This is a genomic window from Rhodococcus sp. IEGM 1318, assembly GCF_033142465.1.
In the GTDB taxonomy this organism is placed as follows: domain Bacteria; phylum Actinomycetota; class Actinomycetes; order Mycobacteriales; family Mycobacteriaceae; genus Rhodococcus_F; species Rhodococcus_F qingshengii_B.
On record NZ_JAWLSC010000006.1, the window covers coordinates 244,337 to 263,601 of the forward strand.

At 63.7% G+C, this 19,265-nt stretch carries 21 protein-coding genes and 1 pseudogene; 13 read left to right on the forward strand and 9 right to left on the reverse strand.

The window, feature by feature from the left end; translation table 11 throughout:
- Positions 1-33: 33 nt before the first annotated feature.
- Genes R4P65_RS16455 through mrf form a run of 4 tightly spaced genes read right to left on the reverse strand, consistent with a single transcriptional unit; the run spans position 34 to position 2,344 of the window.
- The gene (locus R4P65_RS16455) at positions 34-645 is read right to left on the reverse strand and encodes a trimeric intracellular cation channel family protein (RefSeq protein ID WP_003946409.1); all 612 of its coding nucleotides are present in this window, start codon (positions 643-645) and stop codon (positions 34-36) included.
- An 18-nt stretch (positions 646-663) separates the two neighbouring features.
- Complete coding sequence (gene rpmF / locus R4P65_RS16460) at positions 664-837, reverse strand: 50S ribosomal protein L32 (RefSeq protein WP_007727540.1); 174 nt, start codon at positions 835-837, stop codon at positions 664-666.
- Positions 837-1,094 (reverse strand): type B 50S ribosomal protein L31, encoded by a 258-nt coding sequence (locus tag R4P65_RS16465; RefSeq protein WP_317827298.1) that lies wholly within the window; start codon positions 1,092-1,094, stop codon positions 837-839. Before R4P65_RS16465 ends, rpmF begins: the two co-directional genes overlap by 1 nt.
- Entirely contained in the window at positions 1,091-2,344 is a 1,254-nt protein-coding gene (gene mrf, locus R4P65_RS16470) for a ribosome hibernation factor-recruiting GTPase MRF (RefSeq protein WP_317827299.1), read from the reverse strand. The genes R4P65_RS16465 and mrf overlap by 4 nt, the downstream gene beginning before the upstream one ends.
- Positions 2,345-2,448: 104 nt before the next feature.
- Here mrf and rpmB point away from each other — a divergent pair, with 104 nt between their 5' ends.
- The 7 genes from rpmB to R4P65_RS16505 all read left to right on the forward strand — a co-directional run bounded on the left by rpmB (position 2,449) and on the right by R4P65_RS16505 (position 6,479).
- The gene (rpmB, locus tag R4P65_RS16475) at positions 2,449-2,685 is read left to right on the forward strand and encodes a 50S ribosomal protein L28 (protein WP_003946346.1); all 237 of its coding nucleotides are present in this window, start codon (positions 2,449-2,451) and stop codon (positions 2,683-2,685) included.
- Between the two features lie 4 nt (positions 2,686-2,689).
- A complete protein-coding gene (gene rpmG / locus R4P65_RS16480; protein ID WP_003946358.1) occupies positions 2,690-2,854 on the forward strand; it encodes a 50S ribosomal protein L33 in 165 nt (54 codons plus the stop codon).
- Positions 2,855-2,856: 2 nt separating this feature from the next.
- Positions 2,857-3,162 (forward strand): 30S ribosomal protein S14, encoded by a 306-nt coding sequence (gene rpsN, locus R4P65_RS16485; protein WP_020908632.1) that lies wholly within the window; start codon positions 2,857-2,859, stop codon positions 3,160-3,162.
- Between the two features lie 9 nt (positions 3,163-3,171).
- Positions 3,172-3,429 carry a 30S ribosomal protein S18 gene (gene rpsR / locus R4P65_RS16490; RefSeq protein ID WP_003946414.1) on the forward strand — a complete coding sequence of 86 codons (258 nt, stop codon included), beginning with the start codon at positions 3,172-3,174 and terminating at the stop codon, positions 3,427-3,429.
- Positions 3,430-3,541: 112 nt separating this feature from the next.
- Positions 3,542-4,480 carry an AEC family transporter gene (locus tag R4P65_RS16495; protein ID WP_317827300.1) on the forward strand — a complete coding sequence of 313 codons (939 nt, stop codon included), beginning with the start codon at positions 3,542-3,544 and terminating at the stop codon, positions 4,478-4,480.
- Between the two features lie 19 nt (positions 4,481-4,499).
- Positions 4,500-4,964 carry a hypothetical protein gene (locus R4P65_RS16500; RefSeq protein ID WP_317827301.1) on the forward strand — a complete coding sequence of 155 codons (465 nt, stop codon included), beginning with the start codon at positions 4,500-4,502 and terminating at the stop codon, positions 4,962-4,964.
- Positions 4,965-5,117: 153 nt separating this feature from the next.
- Positions 5,118-6,479 (forward strand): flavin monoamine oxidase family protein, encoded by a 1,362-nt coding sequence (locus R4P65_RS16505; RefSeq protein WP_230814335.1) that lies wholly within the window; start codon positions 5,118-5,120, stop codon positions 6,477-6,479.
- Between the two features lie 36 nt (positions 6,480-6,515).
- Here R4P65_RS16505 and R4P65_RS16510 read toward each other — a convergent pair whose 3' ends face one another.
- Entirely contained in the window at positions 6,516-8,033 is a 1,518-nt protein-coding gene (locus R4P65_RS16510; protein WP_317827302.1) for a PucR family transcriptional regulator, read from the reverse strand.
- A gap of 169 nt (positions 8,034-8,202) precedes the next feature.
- On the opposite strand from R4P65_RS16510, the gene R4P65_RS16515 reads away from it, so the two are divergent.
- The 3 genes from R4P65_RS16515 to R4P65_RS16525 all read left to right on the forward strand — a co-directional run bounded on the left by R4P65_RS16515 (position 8,203) and on the right by R4P65_RS16525 (position 12,146).
- A complete protein-coding gene (locus R4P65_RS16515) occupies positions 8,203-9,633 on the forward strand; it encodes a gamma-aminobutyraldehyde dehydrogenase (RefSeq protein WP_317827303.1) in 1,431 nt (476 codons plus the stop codon).
- Positions 9,634-9,723: 90 nt separating this feature from the next.
- The gene (locus R4P65_RS16520; RefSeq protein ID WP_317827304.1) at positions 9,724-10,623 is read left to right on the forward strand and encodes a universal stress protein; all 900 of its coding nucleotides are present in this window, start codon (positions 9,724-9,726) and stop codon (positions 10,621-10,623) included.
- Entirely contained in the window at positions 10,620-12,146 is a 1,527-nt protein-coding gene (locus R4P65_RS16525) for an APC family permease (protein ID WP_317827305.1), read from the forward strand. The genes R4P65_RS16520 and R4P65_RS16525 overlap by 4 nt, the downstream gene beginning before the upstream one ends.
- On the opposite strand, the gene R4P65_RS16530 is transcribed toward R4P65_RS16525, so the two are convergent.
- On the reverse strand, positions 12,143-12,760 hold the full coding sequence (locus R4P65_RS16530) for a TetR/AcrR family transcriptional regulator (protein ID WP_317827307.1): 618 nt from the start codon (positions 12,758-12,760) through the stop codon (positions 12,143-12,145). The two genes, R4P65_RS16525 and R4P65_RS16530, sit on opposite strands and share 4 nt — an antisense overlap.
- Before the next feature lie 149 nt (positions 12,761-12,909).
- On the opposite strand from R4P65_RS16530, the gene R4P65_RS16535 reads away from it, so the two are divergent.
- Both R4P65_RS16535 and R4P65_RS16540 read left to right on the forward strand, forming a co-directional pair.
- Positions 12,910-13,857, forward strand: a complete 948-nt coding sequence (locus R4P65_RS16535) for a nitrilase-related carbon-nitrogen hydrolase (RefSeq protein WP_317827308.1) — start codon at positions 12,910-12,912, stop codon at positions 13,855-13,857.
- Positions 13,854-14,879: an agmatine deiminase family protein gene (locus tag R4P65_RS16540; RefSeq protein ID WP_317827309.1), complete on the forward strand. Its 1,026-nt coding sequence runs from the start codon at positions 13,854-13,856 to the stop codon at positions 14,877-14,879. The genes R4P65_RS16535 and R4P65_RS16540 overlap by 4 nt, the downstream gene beginning before the upstream one ends.
- 11 nt (positions 14,880-14,890) lie before the next feature.
- Here the strand turns inward: R4P65_RS16540 and R4P65_RS16545 are convergent, their stop codons facing one another.
- From R4P65_RS16545 to R4P65_RS16555, 3 genes and pseudogenes are all read right to left on the reverse strand, one after another.
- Entirely contained in the window at positions 14,891-16,828 is a 1,938-nt protein-coding gene (locus tag R4P65_RS16545) for a VWA domain-containing protein (RefSeq protein WP_317827310.1), read from the reverse strand.
- Positions 16,829-16,837: 9 nt separating this feature from the next.
- Positions 16,838-18,214, reverse strand: a complete 1,377-nt coding sequence (locus tag R4P65_RS16550) for an ATP-binding protein (RefSeq protein ID WP_317827311.1) — start codon at positions 18,212-18,214, stop codon at positions 16,838-16,840.
- A 54-nt stretch (positions 18,215-18,268) separates the two neighbouring features.
- Positions 18,269-18,600 (reverse strand): annotated as a pseudogene (locus R4P65_RS16555) (VOC family protein).
- An 85-nt stretch (positions 18,601-18,685) separates the two neighbouring features.
- Between R4P65_RS16555 and R4P65_RS16560 the strand changes: the two are divergent.
- Positions 18,686-19,258, forward strand: a complete 573-nt coding sequence (locus R4P65_RS16560; RefSeq protein WP_317827312.1) for a DUF4126 domain-containing protein — start codon at positions 18,686-18,688, stop codon at positions 19,256-19,258.
- Positions 19,259-19,265: the final 7 nt, after the last annotated feature.

Sequence of the window (19,265 nt, forward strand, 5' to 3'; positions counted from 1 at the left end):
GAGGGTCCGATTCCGGGCTCCGGCGTGTCGCGATCAGTCCCGGGTTCGCCGGGGTCCCGGCAGGCTCCAATGACGCCACAACGCAAGCAGTCTGAACACCGCGGCGAATGCGGTGCCGCATACCAGCGCTGCGTTGGTGGACAGTCCGGCTTGCGAGACTGTGACCACCAACGCAGCGCCGAGCAGTGCGGGAACCGCGTACAGGTCCTTGTGCAGGAGCAGTGGCACCTCGTTGACGAGGACGTCGCGGATCACTCCGCCGCCGATCGCAGCGGTCGCACCGATCAACGTCGCCGCCAGCGAACTGGCGTTGTTGTCCAGCGCGATGACGGCGCCGGTGCTCGCGAACAGGCCCATTCCCAGTGCGTCGAGCGCCAGGATTTCACGACGCAGTCGATTCAGCGGCTCGTGGAGGTAGAACACGGCGAGGGAGGTGGCGGCGGCCGTTCCGAAGTACGGCCAACTGCTCAGCGAGCTGGGCGGATGGACGCCGAGGAGAACATCGCGGACGATGCCGCCGCCGATACCGGTGAACACACCCACCGAGCACACTCCGAAGATGTCGAGTCGCTTGGTGACGCCCACCAGGGCACCCGAGGCCGCGAACGCCACGATGCCCACCAGTTCGAGGATCCTCAGCAGCACCGGCCAAGGATCGCACGGTCAGATGCGACTCGGGTCGATCACCCCGAGTCGAACTGCTTTGACCAGTCGCCGGGGAACCCGGTGGGTCTGGCCGAAGGCCGTGACCTCGACCAGATCGGGCGCCGTCGCCTTCCACTGGGCACGGCGACTGCGCGTGTTGGAGCGGGACATCTTCCGCTTCGGAACGGCCATCAGAGTGCCTTGCGCTTTCCGTAGCGACGCTCGAATTTCTCGACGCGTCCTGCGGTGTCCATCACGCGTTGCGCTCCGGTCCAGAACGGGTGCGAGTCGCTCGTGACATCGACGACCAGCAGCGGGTACGTGCCGCCGTCTTCCCATTCGACGGTGCGGTCACTCGTCACGGTCGATCGGGTCAGGAAGCTCTTGCCGGTGCTGGCGTCCTGGAACACCACCGGGTGGTAGTCGGGGTGGTGCATCTGCTTCTTCATTCGTTTCCCTCTCGCGTTGATTCGGTTTCGGCATAAGGTGATTCGGATTCGTCGCACGGGTCTTCGTGGAACTCACCGAACGGGTCTTCCCAGGTGGCCCACGACGCTTCGTCCGCCAACTCCTCGTCGGTGACCAAGGCGTGCTGCAGTGTTCGGTCGATCTCGAGCGGGTTCGCACCGCAGGTCAGAATGACCATCGAGGTGTCGCGGTCACCGAAACGCTCGTCCCATTTCAAGGCCGCGAGGGCACGGCGTTCGGCTGGAACGCGCTCTCGTTGCTCCGGCGTCATCGCGGCAAGCCAGGTGTCTGCGCTGGCAACTCGCAAGCCCCCGCCGGCCGATTCGAGCCAGAGCGCTTCACCCGGTTGCGTCGCCACCCAGACGCGCCCCCGGGAGTACACGACGCCTTCGAGCAGGACGTCGATCGCCTCGTGCAGACGCCCGGGGTGGAACGGCCGGTTCGCGGTGAACTCGACCAGCATCACTCCGCCGTCGTCGTCGAGCGGCGGCTGGCGACGCAGCAACGGTGAATGTGCGCCGGCCAGTTCACCGCGTCGCGCATCCGTCGGCACCTCGAGGAGCAGTGCCTCGATGTCGTCTCCCTCATCGAAGACGGGTACCCGCGGAGCAATGCGCGCGAGAACCGCGTTCAGGCGGGACCGCTGCCAGCCGTCGAGTCCATCGGACCCGCGTAGGACGAGCGCGTCGGCGAAGTCGACCTGACCGACGATGACCTGAGCCAGGGTGCGGTCGTCGTCGAGAGCTTCGTCGCCGATGGCGTCGGCCAGCCAGGTCTGCGCGTCGATACACGTCACGACGGCGTCGACACGGACGTCACGCTGTGCCGGTCCGTCCAGTTGGCCGACGACGCCGGTCACGACGACGTGCTCGATCGCCCAACACAGCGCTTCGGGTTCGAGTTGGCGGTCCAGCAACAGGACGATGCGCTGCACCGAACTGTGCGAGTGAAGCCGACGCAGAAGCGGCAGCAGGTCTTCGCGCAGGGTGCAGGAGACGCAGCCGTGCGCGAGCTCGAGGATCGTCTCGCGCTCGGACACTGTGCCGGCAGACCCGGTACCCCCGGTCATCGAAGTGACCGTCCGCCGGACCACCCCTTCACGGACGTGGCTCAGGTCGTGGTGAACCAGAACAGTTCCGGTTCGCAGCAACGCTCGTGCGGTGTGTGGGGTGGATTCGCTCATACCGGCGACCAGGACCAGCGGAGTCCTGCCGTCCAAGATCGTGTTCACAGCGGGCCTTTCTGGGAATGATTGTCATTACCGAGGTTGAACGCTACATTGATCTCACCGCATTGTCGAAAATGATTGTCATCTGCAAGTTGAAAGGAATACCCATGTCGGCTCACTGCCAAGTGACCGGACGTGTGCCGGGGTTCGGAAAATCCGTCTCGCACTCCCACAAGCGTTCGAACCGTCGCTGGAACCCGAACATCCAGCGCAAGACCTACCTGCTGCCCAGCGAGGGTCGTCGCATCACACTCACTCTCTCGACCAAGGGCATCAAGACGATCGACCGCGACGGCATCGAGTCCGTCGTCGCCCGGATCCGCGCGCGCGGCGAGAAGGTCTGAGCAGATGGCACGCAACGAGATCCGCCCGATCGTGAAACTCAAGTCCACCGCGGGCACCGGGTACACGTACGTGACCCGCAAGAACCGTCGCAACGACCCCGATCGACTTGTACTGAAGAAGTACGACCCGGTGCTGCGAAAGCACGTCGATTTCCGAGAAGAGAAGTAGGCATGGCCAAGAAGTCGAAGATCGCCAAGAACAATCAGCGACGGGTCATCGTCGAGCGCTACGCGGAGCAGCGGTCCGCTCTCAAGGAGACGATCCGCTCCCCGAAAAGCTCGCCCGAGGAGCGCGCGAAGGCCCAAGCGACCCTGCAACGTCTACCACGCGACGCCAGTCCGGTACGATTGCGCAATCGAGACGCTGCGGATGGACGTCCGCGCGGCCACCTGCGGAAGTTCGGGCTCTCCCGGATTCGCGTGCGAGAAATGGCGCACCGTGGGGAACTGCCTGGCGTACACAAGTCGAGCTGGTAAGGAAGTCGGATGGCAGTCAAGCGTTCACCGTCGAAGAAGCCACGCCCCGTAGAGGGTCGTAAGCCCAAGAAGAACCCGTTGTTCGCAGCGAAGATCACGCATGTCGATTACAAGGACATCAACTTGCTTCGCACGTTCATCTCGGACCGCGGCAAGATCCGCAGCCGTCGCGTCACGGGCCTGACTCCGCAGCAGCAGCGTCAGGTCGCCGTTGCAGTGAAGAACGCACGCGAAATGGCGTTGCTCCCCTTCACCGCCGCACGGTAGTCATACGTAGAAGTACCGAAGAGGTCGCGCAGTCACTCGACTGCGCGGCCTTTTTGTTGCCCGGACTAAGATTTCCCGAAGTCGTTCATTCCAGTCGAGAGGTGCCCGCAGCGTGTCGGGAGTTGTTGCGGGTTTCACCGTAATTTTTGTCGTCATCGCGGTCGGGTATCTCCTCGGCCGTCTCGGCACCCTCGGTAGCCAAGGACAGTTCGTTCTCGGTCGACTCGTCTTCTTCGTCGCGACGCCTGCCCTGCTGTTCACCACCCTCGCGTCATCCGATCTGTCGGTGATCTTCTCGCCGACGCTCGCAGTCGCGTCCGCCACGGCCTTCGCCGTCGGCGCTTTGTACGTTCTTGTTGCAAAGCTCTGGCTCAACCGGCCGCTGCCCGAACTGACTATCGGAGCGCTGTCGGCTTCGTACGTGAATTCGGCCAACCTCGGAATCCCGATCGCGGTGTTCGTGCTCGGCGATGCCACGTTCGTCGCGCCGCTCCTGCTTTTCCAGATCGTCGTGTACTCCCCGATCGCCTTGACGATCCTCGATCTGACGGCGCTTCGCGGCGCGGATGCCGAGAAGCTCTCGTTGATCGACACCGTCACCGCCCCGTTCAAGAACCCGATCGTGCTCGCGGGCGCAGCGGGATTGATCGTCGCGTTGGTCGGTTGGTCACCGCCCCGGCCATTGATGCAGCCTTTCGAATTGATCGGCGCCACGTCGGTACCCGGAGCGCTCTTGGCATTCGGGCTCTCGCTGTACGGCGTTCGGGTACTGGAGAAGGGCTCGAGTCCGCGCCGCGACGTCGCGCTGGCGTCGACGCTCAAGATCGTCGTCCAACCCGTGTTGGCCTATCTGATGGCGCATTTCCTCCTCGGCATCGACGGCCATCAGTTGTTCGCCATCGTGGTTGTCTCGACATTGCCGACGGCGCAGAACGTCTTCATCTACGCAAGCCGCTACCGGCGCGGAATGGTCCTCGCCCGAGACAGCGCCTTTGTCACCACTTTGGCGTCGATTCCGGCAATTGCGCTGGTCACGGCACTACTCGCTTGAGCAGGGTTACGGTGGATTCATGCGTGTACTAACCCTCGCCGTTCTGGCCTGCCTTGCTTTGGCCGGATGCTCCGTCGGGGCCCAGACAACCGGGCCGGTAGCCGCGCCGAATCCGATGGCGGCCAACGAAGCGAGTCCCGCCGACTGGTCGCTCGGAACGCCCGTTCCCGACGAGGTCGACGACAGCGAGATGGGCACGGAGTTCGACAGTCGCACCGACATCGTGGGTGCGACGGCCACGATGTTCGAATCGTGGTCCGAGGTCGACGATCACACGGTGGCCGTCCACTTCGTGACCGGCACTCCGGAGTGCTACGGCGCGTACGCCACCGTCGAGGAGACTGATACGACGGTGATCGTCACTCTGAGAACCGGGGCACTGCCCGAGGCCGCGGACAAGATGTGCATTCTGGTTGCCGTGTTCGGCAGCTTGGACGTCCCGCTGAGCCGACCGCTCGGCGATCGCCACGTCATCAACGGCTAGCCGCGCCTAAACGTCGCAAGATCAACGATCGAACACTCCGTTTCGTCAGGTGTGGTGTGCGTCTCCTCGGGACAGACTGAAAACCGACACCCGTTCACTCGCTCGTCGGCAGCTTTTCGACTCGAGCGGTGCTCAACATGAAGGAGCTCGCAAGTGCCTACTCTCCAGAGAGACGTTGCAATCGTCGGCGCCGGCCCCTCTGGCCTGGCAGCTGCAACCGCGCTGCGCAAGGCCGGCTTGTCCGTCGCCGTGATCGAAGCACGTGACCGTGTCGGCGGCCGCACGTGGACCGACACCATCGACGGCGCAGTCCTGGAGATCGGCGGCCAGTGGGTCTCGCCCGACCAGACCGCTTTGATCTCGCTGCTCGACGAACTCGGCCTGAAAACTTTCGAGCGCTACCGCGAGGGCGAATCCGTCTACATCTCGTCCGCGGGTGAGCGGACGCAATACACGGGCGATTCCTTCCCCACGAACGACACCACGAAGAAGGAGATGGACCGTCTCATCGACGAGATGGACGATCTCGCAGCGCAGATCGGCGCCGAGGAGCCGTGGGCACACCCCCTCGCTCGCGATCTCGACACCGTCTCGTTCAAGCAGTGGCTGATCAACCAGTCCGACGACGCCGAGGCGCGCGACAACATCGGCCTCTTCATCGCCGGCGGCATGCTCACCAAGCCCGCCCACTCGTTCTCCGCTCTGCAGGCAGTCCTGATGGCCGCCTCCGCTGGTTCGTTCTCCCACCTCGTCGACGAGGACTTCATCCTCGACAAGCGAGTTGTCGGAGGAATGCAGCAGGTATCCATCCGCATGGCCGAGGCGCTCGGTGACGACGTCTTCCTCAACGCGCCCGTGCGTACAGTGCAGTGGAACGAATCCGGCGCAACGGTGTTGGCGGACGGCGACGTTCGAGTCGAGGCAAGCCGGGTCATCCTGGCTGTACCGCCCAACCTCTACTCCCGGATCTCCTACGATCCCCCGCTGCCGCGCCGTCAGCACCAGATGCACCAGCACCAGTCCCTCGGCCTCGTCATCAAGGTGCACGCCGTGTACGAGACGCCTTTCTGGCGTGAAGACGGCCTGTCCGGCACCGGCTTCGGCGCGTCCGAGGTAGTGCAGGAGGTGTACGACAACACCAACCACGAGGACGATCGCGGCACCCTGGTCGCTTTCGTCTCCGACGAGAAGGCCGACGCGATGTTCGAGCTTTCCGCCGAGGAGCGTAAGGCCACGATTCTGGCCTCACTCGCCCGCTACCTGGGCCCGAAAGCCGAAGAGCCGGTTGTGTACTACGAATCCGACTGGGGCTCGGAGGAATGGACACGCGGTGCCTATGCGGCGAGCTTCGACCTCGGTGGCCTGCACCGCTACGGCGCGGATTCCCGCACGCCCGTCGGCCCGATTCACTTCTCGTGTTCCGACATCGCGGCCGAGGGGTACCAGCACGTCGACGGTGCTGTCCGGATGGGTCAGCGAACCGCCGCCGACATCATCGCCCGCAGCAAGGCCTGACGGCCGCTTTGCCAAGTCTCGATCATTGCCCGGCAATCACGACTGCCGGGCAATGATCGAGAGCAGCAGTTCCGCACGGACTCTCGCAACTTCCAGCCGACAGTCGATCAGGCTCTCCACCTTCGCCATTCGGCTTCGCAGCGTGTGTCGGTGAACGCCCATCGTGATGGCTGCCGCTTCCCAGTGCCCGTTCGCCTCGAGGAACGCGCGCAACGACGCCAGCAGTTCGGTGCCGTTGTCACGGTCGTAATCCTCGATCGGAGTAATCATCGTTTCCGCCAGCGTGTTGAGCACTTCACGGGTGGAATCGAAAGACAGCAGCACACTTCCGGTCAGAGCCGCGAATTCCAAAGGTTCGCCGCCGATTTCCGCCGCAGACGCACACAACTGGGACTGTTCGACGGCGACCGCCAGCGCCGCGACCACGCGTCGGGCGCTCAGGCCGACGCGAAGTGAGCGAAGATCCGACCTCGATACCCCGCTCAGTAACTCTCGGGCGAACTCGACGTCGTCGGATCCTCGCAGCAGCACGGTGACGCGAGCGTCGTTGATCCGCGAAAACAACTGCCGGCCTGCCTTGTTCATGAACTCGGCAATCTCGCCTGCGACGCGTCCCGCGACGTCGGACGTGTCGGCAAGAACTGTCAATCCACGGATCATTCCCTCGCCGTCCGCGGCTTGCCGGATCTGTTGCCACGCCGGCGCCGGGTCGCGCTCTTCGGTGAGCAACAGCCCGAGGGCATGCGAATTCAACTGATCCTGAGTGGCACGCAGGCGCGCAGGTTTCTCGAAGTCCAACGCCAACAACGAGTTCGCGTGACCGAGAAGTATCTGATCGACATAGCTGAGCGCAGACGTACTGATCACCGCCAGGTATCCGTACGGCATCCTCCCGACGCTGATCTGCTGCACAGCGATCGACGCTCCGGAACTGGCGAGCGTCACGCTGCTGGACGCGCCGCCCCCGAGAGTCGCTCGTAATTCGTCGATCACGTCTTGGGTCGGCAGTTGAGGTGAGCTCTCGAGAACCCGTCCGGCGACGTCGAGCAGGAGCACCGTCGCCGAAGTCGCGATCGCCAGTTCACGCACGGTCGCAGCAGTTCCGCCGGAAATGACTGCGCGCGTCATCCGCGGTTGCGCCCGTGACGCTCGAAGGACAGCTTCGTATTCCTGCTCTGCCAACCGGCTCATCACGCGCTTGACGACGGCTGCGAACGGTGTCGGCAGCGGCACCTCGATCAGCGGCAGTCCGATCTCGTCGGCAACCGCCACCAGATCGGCTGGGACCTCGGGGTACGAGAGTCCGGTCCCGAACCCCACCGCCGCCACACCCGCCGCGTCGAGCATCCGGAGGTAACGGCCGCGCTTTTGCTGAGTGGACGGCAATCGAATGCCGGTGGTGAGGATGAATTCGCCGCCGGTCAACCATCGGAACGGGTCGAGCAACTCCGTGGCGTGCGCAAATGTGATTTCGCGACCGACACCCTGCGCCCCACCTTTGAGTTCCAGCGCGAGGTCCGGCTGCGCCAACATCCACCGCACAGCGATCGTCATGGGCTGGACTGTACAACTCGGCGCGTTGGTGATCAGAGATTTCACCTTTTTGGCAGCTGCCATTATTTGTGAGTCAGCGCACACTTGCTCACACACGCCCCACAAAGTGCGAGTTCCGTGCTGATCACCTCGGCCGGAACTCGTTCGACCTCGAGAGGAACCGGTACCGATGTCGATCGTCGTACTCGAGAACTACATCAACGGTGAATTCGTCGCCTCAGCCGCGACGGAAACGCTCGACCTGATCAACCCCGTGGACGAGAGTCTGGTCGGGCGTACGCCGATCTCCACCAAGGAAGACGTCGACGCCGCCGTCGAAGCCGCGCAGCGCGCATTCGAGACCTGGGGCAAGACGACTCCGAGCGTGCGCCAGGCCGCACTCCTCAAACTCGCCGACGCCATCGAAGCGCACAGCGACGAAATCGTCGCGGCCGAAAGCGCCAACACCGGCCAGGCCCACCAGATGATCGCGGACGAAGAGGTCAAGGTCGGAGCCGATCAGATGCGGTTCTTCGCCGGCGCCGCACGCCTTCTCGAAGGCAAGGCTGCCGGAGAGTACATGGAGGGTTTCACCTCGTACGTCCGTCGTGAGCCGATCGGCGTCGTCGGTCAGGTCACTCCCTGGAACTACCCGTTCATGATGGCGCTGTGGAAGATCGGGCCCGCGCTCGCTGCCGGCAACACGATCGTCCTCAAGCCCAGCGACACCACACCGGGCAGCACGCTGGTCCTGGCGAAGCTCTCGAAGGGCATCCTGCCGGACGGCGTGTTGAACGTCGTGCTCGGCAACGGCGGAACCGGCGCGACGTTGGTGGAGAACCCGGCCCTCGGTCTCGTCTCCATCACTGGTTCGGTGCGGGCAGGCATCGCCGTCGCCGTATCCGCGGCGCAGCAACTCAAGCGCGCACACCTCGAATTGGGCGGAAAAGCCCCGGCGATCGTCTTCGGCGACGTCGACATCGAGAAGACCGCCACCGGTATCGCCGAGGCAGCGTTCTTCAACGGTGGCCAAGACTGCACCGCGGCCACTCGCGTGCTCGTTCACGAGTCCATCCACGATCAGCTCGTCGAAGCCCTCGTCCGGAACGCCGAGAAGCTGCGCCCCGGCGCGCCTTCCGATCCTGACGCCTTCTACGGCCCGCTCAACAACATCAACCACTTCAACGCCGTGAGCGACAAGATCGCGAACCTGCCGGCGTCGGCCAAGATCGTTACCGGCGGAAAGCGTTCGGGCGAAACCGGATTCTTCTTCGAGCCGACCGTCATCACCGGCGTCGCGCAATCGGACGACATCGTGCAGGAAGAGACTTTCGGTCCTATCCTCACAGTCCAGAGCTTCTCCGACGAGAAGGAGGCGATCACGCTTGCCAACGACGTTCGGTTCGGCCTGGCCTCGAGCATCTGGACCAAGGATCACGGTGTCACGCAGCGCGTCTCCGCTGCTCTCGACTTCGGTGCGGTATGGATCAACTGCCACATCCCGCTCGTCGCCGAGATGCCGCATGGCGGCTTCAAGTACTCCGGCTACGGCAAGGATCTCTCGGCCTACGGAGTCGAGGACTATACCCGTCTCAAGCACGTCATGAGTTCGCACGACTGAGTCGCCGCCCCTCCTGCTGTGCGCCTTTATCAACCCCCCGCGGTTGACAAAGGCGCACAGCAGATTCCTCCAATCCGGAAAAGAGCCACCATGCGCCTTATCGTCGGATACCTCGCCACACCCAGCGGTAAAGACGGGCTGGTCCTCGGGGCCCAGCTCGCGCGCAGTCTCGGCGCGCAACTCGACATCTGCATGGTCCTCCCACCGGATCGGACACTGCCGGCCAAGGTTCCCTCGGAAGCCGGCTACGACGACATCCTCGCCGCACGTGCACACGACTGGCTCGCCGAAGCGAAAGCGTCGGTGCCCGAGGACATCCAGGTGGAAGTACACCTGAGCTTCCACGAGTCGTTTGCTCAGGGCCTACTCGACGAGGTGGACCGACTGAACGCGCTGGCGATCGTGGTGGGCGCTTCCGGCGACGGTCTGCTCGGCCGTCACGCGATAGGCTCGGTCTCGACCGAACTGCTGCACTCCGCCCACGTCCCCGTAGCACTGGCCCCTCGCGGAACGCGGCACTCGTCGGCTACCGCAATACGAGAAGTCACCTGTGCACTCGGCACCCGTGTCGGCGCCGACATCGTCTTGAACACCGCCGTACGCACCAGCAAACTGATGCAGGTTCCGCTGCGACTGGTCTCTCTTGTGGCGCTCGACCCCCAGAACGATCTGCGCGATCATCGCGATACCGCCGAGTCGGCCAGGGAGCGTGCACGAAATCACGCTCAGGACACACTCGACGTCGCAAGAGCCGCGCTCCCCGCGGAGTTCCCCATCGAGGTCATCATCGCCGACGGATCCACCGTGGAATCGGCAGTGCGTCAATTGGACTGGCAGGACGGCGATCTCGTGATGGTCGGTTCGAGTCGCCTCGCACAGCCCCGCAAACTTTTCCTGGGTTCCACCGCCGCCAAGATGCTGCGCGTGTTGCCCGTTCCCATGGTCGTAGTGCCCAAGCACGAATTCACCCAGCCGGAGGCACTGTCATGACCAGCACCGAACTGAGTTCCAAAGGCCTCGCCACCGGCAAGATCGGCATGATCTCCGGCGCAGTCCTCGGAATCTCTTCCGTGGCACCGGGTTACACCCTGACGGCCAGCATCGGATTGATCGTCGCCGCAGTCGGCCTCAAGATGCCCGCCATCTTCATCGCCGGCTTCATCCCGATGTTCCTCACCGCGTACGCGTACCGCGAACTGAACGCCGACACTCCTGACTGTGGGGCGTCATTCACGTGGTCCACCAAGGCATTCGGACCATACGTCGGCTGGATGTGCGGCTGGGGCATGGTGATCGCGACCATCATCGTGCTCTCGAACCTCGCTGCCATTGCCGTCGACTTCTTCTATCTGTTCATCGCGCGGGTGGTCGACAATCCCTCGATCGCCGATCTACCGGGCAACAAATTCGTCAACGTCGGCACCACGCTGGTGTTCATCGCCTTGGCCACCTGGATTGCCAGTCGAGGAATCACCACCAGCGAGCGCGTACAGTTCGCGCTCGTCGGTTTCCAGATGGTGTTGCTCGTCGTCTTCGCCGTCGTTGCCCTGGTTCACGTCGGTGCCGGCGATGCCCCGGCCGGATTGTCCTTCGACCTGAGTTGGTTCAACCCGTTCAGTGGACTCGCCATCGGCGCATTCGTCATCGGACTCACCGGATCGATCTTCGCGTTCTGGGGCTGGGATACCTGTCTCACGCTGGGCGAGGAGTCGAAGAACCCCAAGAAGACCCCGGGCCGTGCCGGTTTGCTCTGTGTCGCAACCATTCTCCTGACCTACCTGCTGGTCGCCGTGGCCGCGATGATGTACGCCGGCGTCGGCGAGGAAGGCCTCGGCCTCGGTAATCCCGACAACTCCGAGAACGTCTTCGGCGCTCTGGCCGACCCGGTCTTGGGCAACTGGGGTGGAATGCTCCTGTTCCTCGCCGTATTCGTCTCTTCCGTCGCGAGCCTGCAGACCACGTTCCTGCCCGCCGCGCGAACCATGCTCGCCATGGGCGCGTACGGAGCCTTCCCCAAGAAGCTCGCCGAGGTCTCCCCGCGCTTCCTGGTGCCGTCGTACGCCACAGTCGTGGCCGGCGCTGTGACCGCCGTGTTCTACAGCGTCGTCACGTTCCTTTCCGAGAGTGCACTGCTCGATACGATCGCCGCACTCGGCATCATGATCTGCTGGTACTACGGCATCACGGCATTCGCGTGCGTGTGGTACTTCCGCAAGACGGTGTTCGACAGCGTGCGAAACTTCGTCTTCCGGCTCGCGTTCCCGCTCATCGGGGGGCTCATGCTGCTTGCGGTGTTCGTCATTTCGGTCCAGGAGAGTATGAATCCGGACAACGCCAGTGGAGCATCCATCGGCGGTATCGGCCTGGTCTTCTTCCTCGGATTCGGAATCCTCATCCTCGGCGCGGTCCTGATGATGGTCATGCGAGTGCGCAATCCCGCGTTCTTCGAGGGCAAGACCCTCAACCGCGACACGGAGGCTCTGCGCGACGAGAACGACCTCAGCGTGTCCTAGGAGACAGCGGATTCGGGAGCCTGCGCGATCAGGCCCGCCATCAACACACGTAAGCCGAATTCGAAGGCGGCGTCGGCACGTTCGGGATTCTTCCCGGACGTTGCCAACGCCGCCTTCATCGCGTCGTTGGCCTCGGGCCCCGACGCCCACTGGACGTCCGGCGCCGCCAGGTCCAAGGCCGAACCGAGAACAAAACTGTCGACGGTCGTGATCGCGTGCAGTGTTTCAGCCGGGCCGAAGCCACCATCGGCAAATGCCTGCGCCAATGCGTTGTAGAGGGTGAACGCCACACCGGCTTGCACGGTCTGCGCCGTGAAGAGCGGAATCAGACGAGGATGCGCGGCGTAGCTTCGCCGATACTCGGCTGCCAGCGCCGCGACGGTCTCACTCCAGTTCCCCGAAGCCGACTTCACGTCGATTCCTGCCATCAGTTGAGCCCTCATCAGTTCGACGATCTCAGCTCGTCCGGAAACGTGGTTGTAGAGCGACGAGGGTCGAACCTTCAGTCTTGCGGCGAGTCCCGGCATGGTGAAGTCGCCGGACTCGTCCACCGACTCGATCGCTGCCTCGGTGATGATCGCCGGTGAGAGCAGTCGTTGCGATGGCCGCGGCATATGTCCTCCTGTAGTGATCCACACCGTTCGGGGCGCCGCAAAAAACAATTCCTCGAAAGTCCTTGATCAATCAGCGCTCACCCACCATACTTAACGAATCACATTCGTTTTACGTTGAACGTCGAATACCCGAGCGCCGAGGAAACCCCATGCTGACGATCACCGCCCTCACTCCACCCGAGTCGCTGGCCGCGACTTCGCCCTCCACGTCTGCCCCACTGCGAATAGGTCTCGTCCAACATCGCTGGCACGAGGATCAGGACGACCTCCGCGCCGAACTGAGTGAGGGCATCGCGGCCGCAGCGAAGCTGGGAGCGGCGGTGGTGTTCCTTCCGGAGTTGACGCTCAGCCGCTACCCCGCCTCCACTCCTGCCGGGGACAATCCCGGACGCGAAGCGGAAGACCTGCTCACCGGACCCACTCTCTCCTTCGCTGCCAAGGCCGCCGCCGAGAACCAGGTCCTCGTTCATGCGTCGCTGTACGAGCGCAGCGAAGCCGAGGACGGACTGGGATTCAACACCGCGATCCTCGTCTCCCCCGGAGGTGAGCTTCTCGCTCGCACCCGCAAGCTCCACATTCCGGTGACGGCCGGGTACTACGAGGACACGTACTTCCGAGGCGGTCCGTCCGAGGACGCATACCCCGTTCACGAGGCGCTCGGCGCCAAGTTCGGACTCCCGACGTGCTGGGACGAATGGTTCCCCGAGGTCGCTCGTGCTTACTCCCTCGCCGGTGCACAGGTTCTGGTGTATCCGACGGCGATCGGTTCGGAGCCCGATCACCCGAACTTCGACACCCAACCACTGTGGCAGCAGGTGATCGTCGGAAACGGGATCGCGAACGGCACGTTCATGGTTGTCCCCAATCGCCACGGCAGTGAAGGCCTCATCACCTTCTACGGTTCTTCCTTCATCTCGGACCCATACGGACGCATCCTCGTTCAGGCTCCCCGCGACGAATCAGCCGTGCTGGTCGCCGATCTCGACCTGCAGCACCGTGAAGACTGGCTGGCACTGTTCCCATTCCTGGCAACGCGTCGTCCTGACACCTACTCGACTCTGACCGCACCGGTGAACACCGCGGGAGCCAAGCGATGACCTGGCGCATGCCCGCGGAGAGCGAACCGCACGAACGTACCTGGATGGCGTACCCCAGCGCCGGATATTCCCTCGGGGACACCGCGGAAGAACAACACGAAGCTCGCTCGACGTGGGCTGCAGTTGCACACGCCGTCGCCGAATTCGAGCCGGTCACCGTCGTCGTCGATCCCGCCGAGGTCGAAGAAGCGCGAAAGTACCTGTCCGAGAAGGTAGACATCGTCGAGGCACCTCTCGACGACGCATGGATGCGCGACATCGGACCGACGTTCGTATTGTCCGACGAAGGCCGTCTCGGCGGAGTCGACTGGGTGTTCAACGGATGGGGCGCACAGGATTGGGCGCAGTGGGACAAGGACTCGAAGATCGGCAGGTTTGTCGCCGAACAATCCGGTGCCCAGTTGATCGACTCACCAATCGTCAACGAGGGCGGCGGCATTCAGGTCGACGGTCTCGGCACCGTGCTGGTCACCGAAACCGTCCAACTCGATCCCGGGCGCAATCCCGACCTGACGAAGGCGGACATCGAGGCCGAACTCGCCCGCACTATCGGAGCCAAACACGTCATCTGGCTTCCCCGCGGATTGACCCGCGATCAGGAGACCTACGGAACCCGCGGACACGTCGACATCGTCGCTGCCATCTCTTCCCCCGGAGTGGTACTGGTCCACGACCAACGCAATCCGGTGCACCCCGACTACGCCGTCAGCAAGACGATCATCGAGTTGTTCGAAAGCTCGACGGACGTCGGCGGCCGGCCGTGGAAGGTCGTTCGGGTACCCGCTCCCGAAATCCTGCGCGACGACGAGGGATTCGTCGACTACAGCTATATCAACCATCTCGTGGTCAATCGTGGAGTGGTCGCCTGCAGCTTCGACGATCCGGCCGACGCCGAAGCGGCCCGGATCCTGTCAGCAGCTTACCCCGGACGCACTGTCGTGACCGTCGACGCAAGACCGCTGTTCGAACGCGGCGGCGGCATCCACTGCATCACCCAGCATCAGCCCGCTGAACAGAATTAGCAGCGACAGAGTTAACGGCGACCTCGCATGTAGTCACTCACGACGGCTGCGCCGAGGCCGTCCAGGTCCGGCGCGATGACGCGCCCACCCACCCGGTGCGCCATCCGGTCGACCACCCTGGCCAGGCCCGGATCCTCACCGAGGCGGAAGAACGTGACCTTGGCGCCCAGCCTGGCCACGGCATCGAGTGCTCGAACCGTCAAACCGAGGGTTCGAGCACTCGGCGGGTAGTCGAACCTGGCTTCTCCGTCCGCTTCGAGATGGGCCGTCGGCTCACCGTCGGTGACGATCAGAACCACCGGCTGCGCATTGGAATGGCGCCGAAGGTGCCTGGCCGCCAACAACAGTGCGTGGTGCAGGTTGGTTCCCTGGTCCCAGGCGCCGTCCAAACCGGCAAGCTCCGACGGGCTCAGTACGTGCGCGTGGCGTCCGAAGGCGATCAACTGCAGCTCGTCGCTACGAAATCGCGTACTCACCAGATGATTGAGCGCCAGTGCGGTGCGCTTCATCGGAACCCAGCGATCCTCCATGACCATGGAAAACGACGTGTCCACCAGCAGAGCCACGGCAGCCTGACTGCGCTGTTCGGTTTCGGCCACTTCGACATCGACGACGCTCAGCCTCACCGGCATTCGGCCCGGGTCACGCAGGACGGCGTTGGTGATGGTTCTCGTGACGTCCCACGGTTCGGTGTCCCCGAATTCCCATTCGCGGGAAGCTCCGGTCGGTTCGCCCATCGCACCTGCCCGACGCGTGTCGCGTTGACCGGTTCGCGAGGACAGTTGCCCGGCGACGTCGCGCAGAGCTGTCTGCCCGAGCTGCCGCATGGCCTTGGGCGACAGGCGCCATTGACCGTCCGGTGCGCGATCGAAGAAACCCTGTTCCTGCAAGGCCTTTTCGAGGTCGGCCAGGGTGCGGGCGTCAGCAGCGGCTTCGTCGCCGAGCTGCCGCGCGAGTAGCTCGGGGTCGATGTCGTCGAGCGCTGCGCCTGCATACTGCTGCGACAGTTGGTCCGCCAACGATTCCAGCTCGGCAATGTCCTGCAGTGCGCCGGTCCCCTCGCCCAAACCCATTCCGTTGTCGCCGCGGAACTGTTGCGCTCCTTCCCAGTCCTCACCCGGTCGAGCTGACTGAAGGTACTGGTCGAGTTGCCCCAGTTCACTCACCAGGCTCGGATCGCCGAAAGCCTGCTGCGCCAACGCATCCAACTCGTCGCGCTGCTCCTGCGAGAGCGAGTTCCGCAATCGTTGTGCGGCCGCTGCGCGCTGCGCCAACGAATCCAGAAGTTCCTCGACGTTGCGGGGGTTGTCCGGGAAGTACAGCCCGTGCTTGTCCATGAACTCTGCAAACTGCTCCGGAGTGTCGACGCCCCGAGAGTGCGCATCGAGCAGTTGATTCAGATCTGCCAGCATCTGACGAATCTGCTCCCGATCCTCGTCGGTGGCACCCTCGAGCGCCTGCTTCATGCCCGAGAATCGCTGATCGAGGACCTCGCGTCCGAGCAGATCACGGATCTTCTCGTAATCCGCGCGAGCCTGTCCGCTGCGCCAGTTGTAGTCGGCCAGATCTTGCACGGCCTGAGCTGTCGACGGTGGCAACTCCTCGATACGCATTTCGTTGAATCGTGCGTCGTCGTCGAGAGCACGTGCCAGTTCCTTGCGCTCTTCGAGCACCGCCTTGTCGAGGAGCTTACGAACCTCGTCGAGCGTTCCGTCGAGATTGTTGCGGCGCAGCAACTCCCGTCGACGCCGGTTCGCCTGGGCGGCAAGGTCGTCGAGCCCACGCATGTCACGATTGCCTCGCCGCAGCAGCTCCCGGAGGGCATGGCGCGGCGACGTGCCGGACAGGACGTCGTCGCCGATTGCCGCCAAGGCCTCGCGCAGATCTACCGGAGGCGCCAGCGGATCGGGACCACCGTCGTACGGCCCGTACCGCGGATTATGGATCATTACTGCCCCTTACGAATACACCGAGCGGCCGCCCGGGCCTTGATCTTTGGAGATCCGGCGCGCGAGGTAGAGCCCTTCAAGGGCAAGTTCGGCACCGGCGGCACGCTCGCCGTCGGATTGCGCGCCGAGACGTTCGGCTACTTCGTCCAGGACCTCGAGATCCGGAAGCTCGTCGAGAAACGCCTTGGCCGTGACAGATTCACCGGTGACGATCGTATTGCCCATCTCTACAGCAGCAACCAGCATTCCCAGGTCGATTCCGCCGAGACGCACCCGAACGGTATCGGCCGTCGCGCGACGTAACAGGTGCTCGAGCACCTCCAGTTCGCGGCCCTCTTCGCCGGATTCGAACTCCACCTTTCCACGGAGAACCTCGACCACCGACTCGAGATCGACCGGCCGTGCGACAGGATCGGCTTCGCCGAGCACCGCCGCGCGTCGTACCGCGGCCGCACTGACCGTTTCTGCGCCGGCGACGGCAAATCGTGCCGACACACCAGATCGCTGGTCCACCGAGGTGGATTCACGAAGCAGGCGTGTAAATCTGGCAAGAATTTCGAGGAGGTAGTCGGGCACCTCGGCGGCCAGATGCGCTTCCTGCTCGATCACCGCGATCTCGCCCTCCAACTCGACCGGATAGTGAGTGCGGATCTCGGCGCCGAAGCGGTCCTTGAGCGGTGTGATGATGCGTCCACGGTTGGTGTAGTCCTCGGGGTTCGCGCTCGCGACCAGCAGGACGTCCAACGGAAGCCGGAGCGTATATCCGCGGACCTGGATGTCTCGCTCTTCCATCACGTTGAGCAACGAGACCTGGATGCGCTCGGCCAGGTCGGGAAGCTCGTTGATGGCCACGATTCCGCGATGCGCGCGAGGCACCAGACCGAAGTGAATGGTCTCCGGATCGCCGAGACTCCGGCCTTCGGCAACCTTGACGGGATCGACGTCGCCGATCAGGTCGGCGACCGAGGTGTCCGGCGTCGCCAGCTTCTCGGAGTACCGCTCGCTGCGGTGTCGCCAGGCAATTGGAAGGTCGTCCCCCAGTTCGCGGGCCCGGCGAATCGATGCCGGTGTGATCGGCTCGTACGGGTGCTCCCCCAATTCGGAGCCGTCGATGACGGGCGTCCACTCGTCGAGCAGGAGCCCGAGAGTGCGAAGCAACCTCGTCTTTCCCTGACCTCTTTCGCCGAGCAGAACCACGTCGTGGCCGGCGATCAGCGCCCGCTCGAGTTGTGGAGCGACCGTGTCCTCGAACCCGACTATCCCGGGCCAGGGGTCACGGCCGTCCCGCAACGCGGCGAGAAGGTTCTCTCGTAATTCTTCCTTGACACTTCGCTGTACGTGTCCGGAGGCGCGTAGCTCTCCGAGGGTCTTTGCGACAGTCACCACTCCACGCTACGAGTGTTTGCGGGGTTTCGCCTCTCGCCGAGGAAGTTCGGTCGCTCAGCCCTCGATGTTCTCGGGATTCATCCAGACGATTTCCCAGATGTGGCCGTCGGGATCCTGGAAGCTGCGGCTGTACATGAATCCGTGATCCTGGGTCGCACTTCCGTCGACGTCGAGGTGTCGGCGATGCCCTTGGTGGTGAAGGTCTTGAAGAAGGGCTCGGCCAACAGCATCACGACGATGGTGTCGCTGATGACCATCGACGACGCGTTCTCGTCGGAGAACTGCGTGTTCTTGGAGTATCCGAGGACCTTGTAGAGGTTGGTGGCCTTGCCCAGGTCCTTGACGGGCAGGTTGAGGAAGAACATCGGCTGCGGGTTTGTCGCCATCGAAGGTCCTTTCCGAGTGCTTGCTGTGCGCCTTTGTTAACCGCCGGCAGTTAATAAAGGCGCACAGTAGACCTAAACTCCACCCATGGATACCTGGGTGTTGCCCGCCATGCTCGGCCTCGGACTCGCCGCAGCGTCCGGAATGCGAACCTTCCTGCCGCTGTTGATGCTCAGTGCTGCGGTGCATTTCGAACTGTTCGGGGTCACCGTCGGTGAGTCGATGCGGTGGATCGGATCCACCGGCGCACTGGTGGCATTGGGAATCGCCGCAGTGGTCGAACTGGGTGCCGACCTCATTCCCTTCGTGGACAACGCGTTGTCGGTGATCGGGAACGTCACCGGACCCATCGCCGGAGTGATCGCGGCCTGGGCGGCTTTCAGCCATCTCGATCCTGCGATGGCCGCGTTGGCGGGCATCATCGTCGGAGCGCCGACGGCGTTGACGTTCAGCGCCGCCCAGACCGGTACTCGAGCGGTCAGTACGGCCACTACCGGTGGGCTGGCAAATCCTGTCGTTTCCGTCATCGAAGACGTACTGACTTTCTTCACCTCGTTGATCGCGATGATCTTGCCGTTCCTGATCATTCCGCTGCTCGCCGCGCTCTTGTGGTTCAGTTGGCGTGGCTGGCGCCGTGTTCGGAGTCTGCGCACCGCCTGAAGGTACG

Bases quoted from the DNA above. Each gene is read 5' to 3' on its own strand.
- R4P65_RS16560 (WP_317827312.1), top strand. From the start codon at position 18,686: ATGGATACCTGGGTGTTGCCCGCCATGCTCGGCCTCGGACTCGCCGCA.
- rpmF (WP_007727540.1), bottom strand. From the start codon at position 837: ATGGCCGTTCCGAAGCGGAAGATGTCCCGCTCCAACACGCGCAGTCGC.
- R4P65_RS16515 (WP_317827303.1), top strand. From the start codon at position 8,203: ATGTCGATCGTCGTACTCGAGAACTACATCAACGGTGAATTCGTCGCC.
- R4P65_RS16535 (WP_317827308.1), top strand. From the start codon at position 12,910: ATGCTGACGATCACCGCCCTCACTCCACCCGAGTCGCTGGCCGCGACT.
- R4P65_RS16545 (WP_317827310.1), bottom strand. From the start codon at position 16,828: ATGATCCATAATCCGCGGTACGGGCCGTACGACGGTGGTCCCGATCCG.
- R4P65_RS16510 (WP_317827302.1), bottom strand. From the start codon at position 8,033: ATGACGATCGCTGTGCGGTGGATGTTGGCGCAGCCGGACCTCGCGCTG.
- rpmB (WP_003946346.1), top strand. From the start codon at position 2,449: ATGTCGGCTCACTGCCAAGTGACCGGACGTGTGCCGGGGTTCGGAAAA.
- R4P65_RS16530 (WP_317827307.1), bottom strand. From the start codon at position 12,760: ATGCCGCGGCCATCGCAACGACTGCTCTCACCGGCGATCATCACCGAG.
- rpsN (WP_020908632.1), top strand. From the start codon at position 2,857: ATGGCCAAGAAGTCGAAGATCGCCAAGAACAATCAGCGACGGGTCATC.
- R4P65_RS16500 (WP_317827301.1), top strand. From the start codon at position 4,500: ATGCGTGTACTAACCCTCGCCGTTCTGGCCTGCCTTGCTTTGGCCGGA.
- R4P65_RS16520 (WP_317827304.1), top strand. From the start codon at position 9,724: ATGCGCCTTATCGTCGGATACCTCGCCACACCCAGCGGTAAAGACGGG.
- R4P65_RS16465 (WP_317827298.1), bottom strand. From the start codon at position 1,094: ATGAAGAAGCAGATGCACCACCCCGACTACCACCCGGTGGTGTTCCAG.
- R4P65_RS16525 (WP_317827305.1), top strand. From the start codon at position 10,620: ATGACCAGCACCGAACTGAGTTCCAAAGGCCTCGCCACCGGCAAGATC.
- R4P65_RS16540 (WP_317827309.1), top strand. From the start codon at position 13,854: ATGACCTGGCGCATGCCCGCGGAGAGCGAACCGCACGAACGTACCTGG.
- rpsR (WP_003946414.1), top strand. From the start codon at position 3,172: ATGGCAGTCAAGCGTTCACCGTCGAAGAAGCCACGCCCCGTAGAGGGT.
- rpmG (WP_003946358.1), top strand. From the start codon at position 2,690: ATGGCACGCAACGAGATCCGCCCGATCGTGAAACTCAAGTCCACCGCG.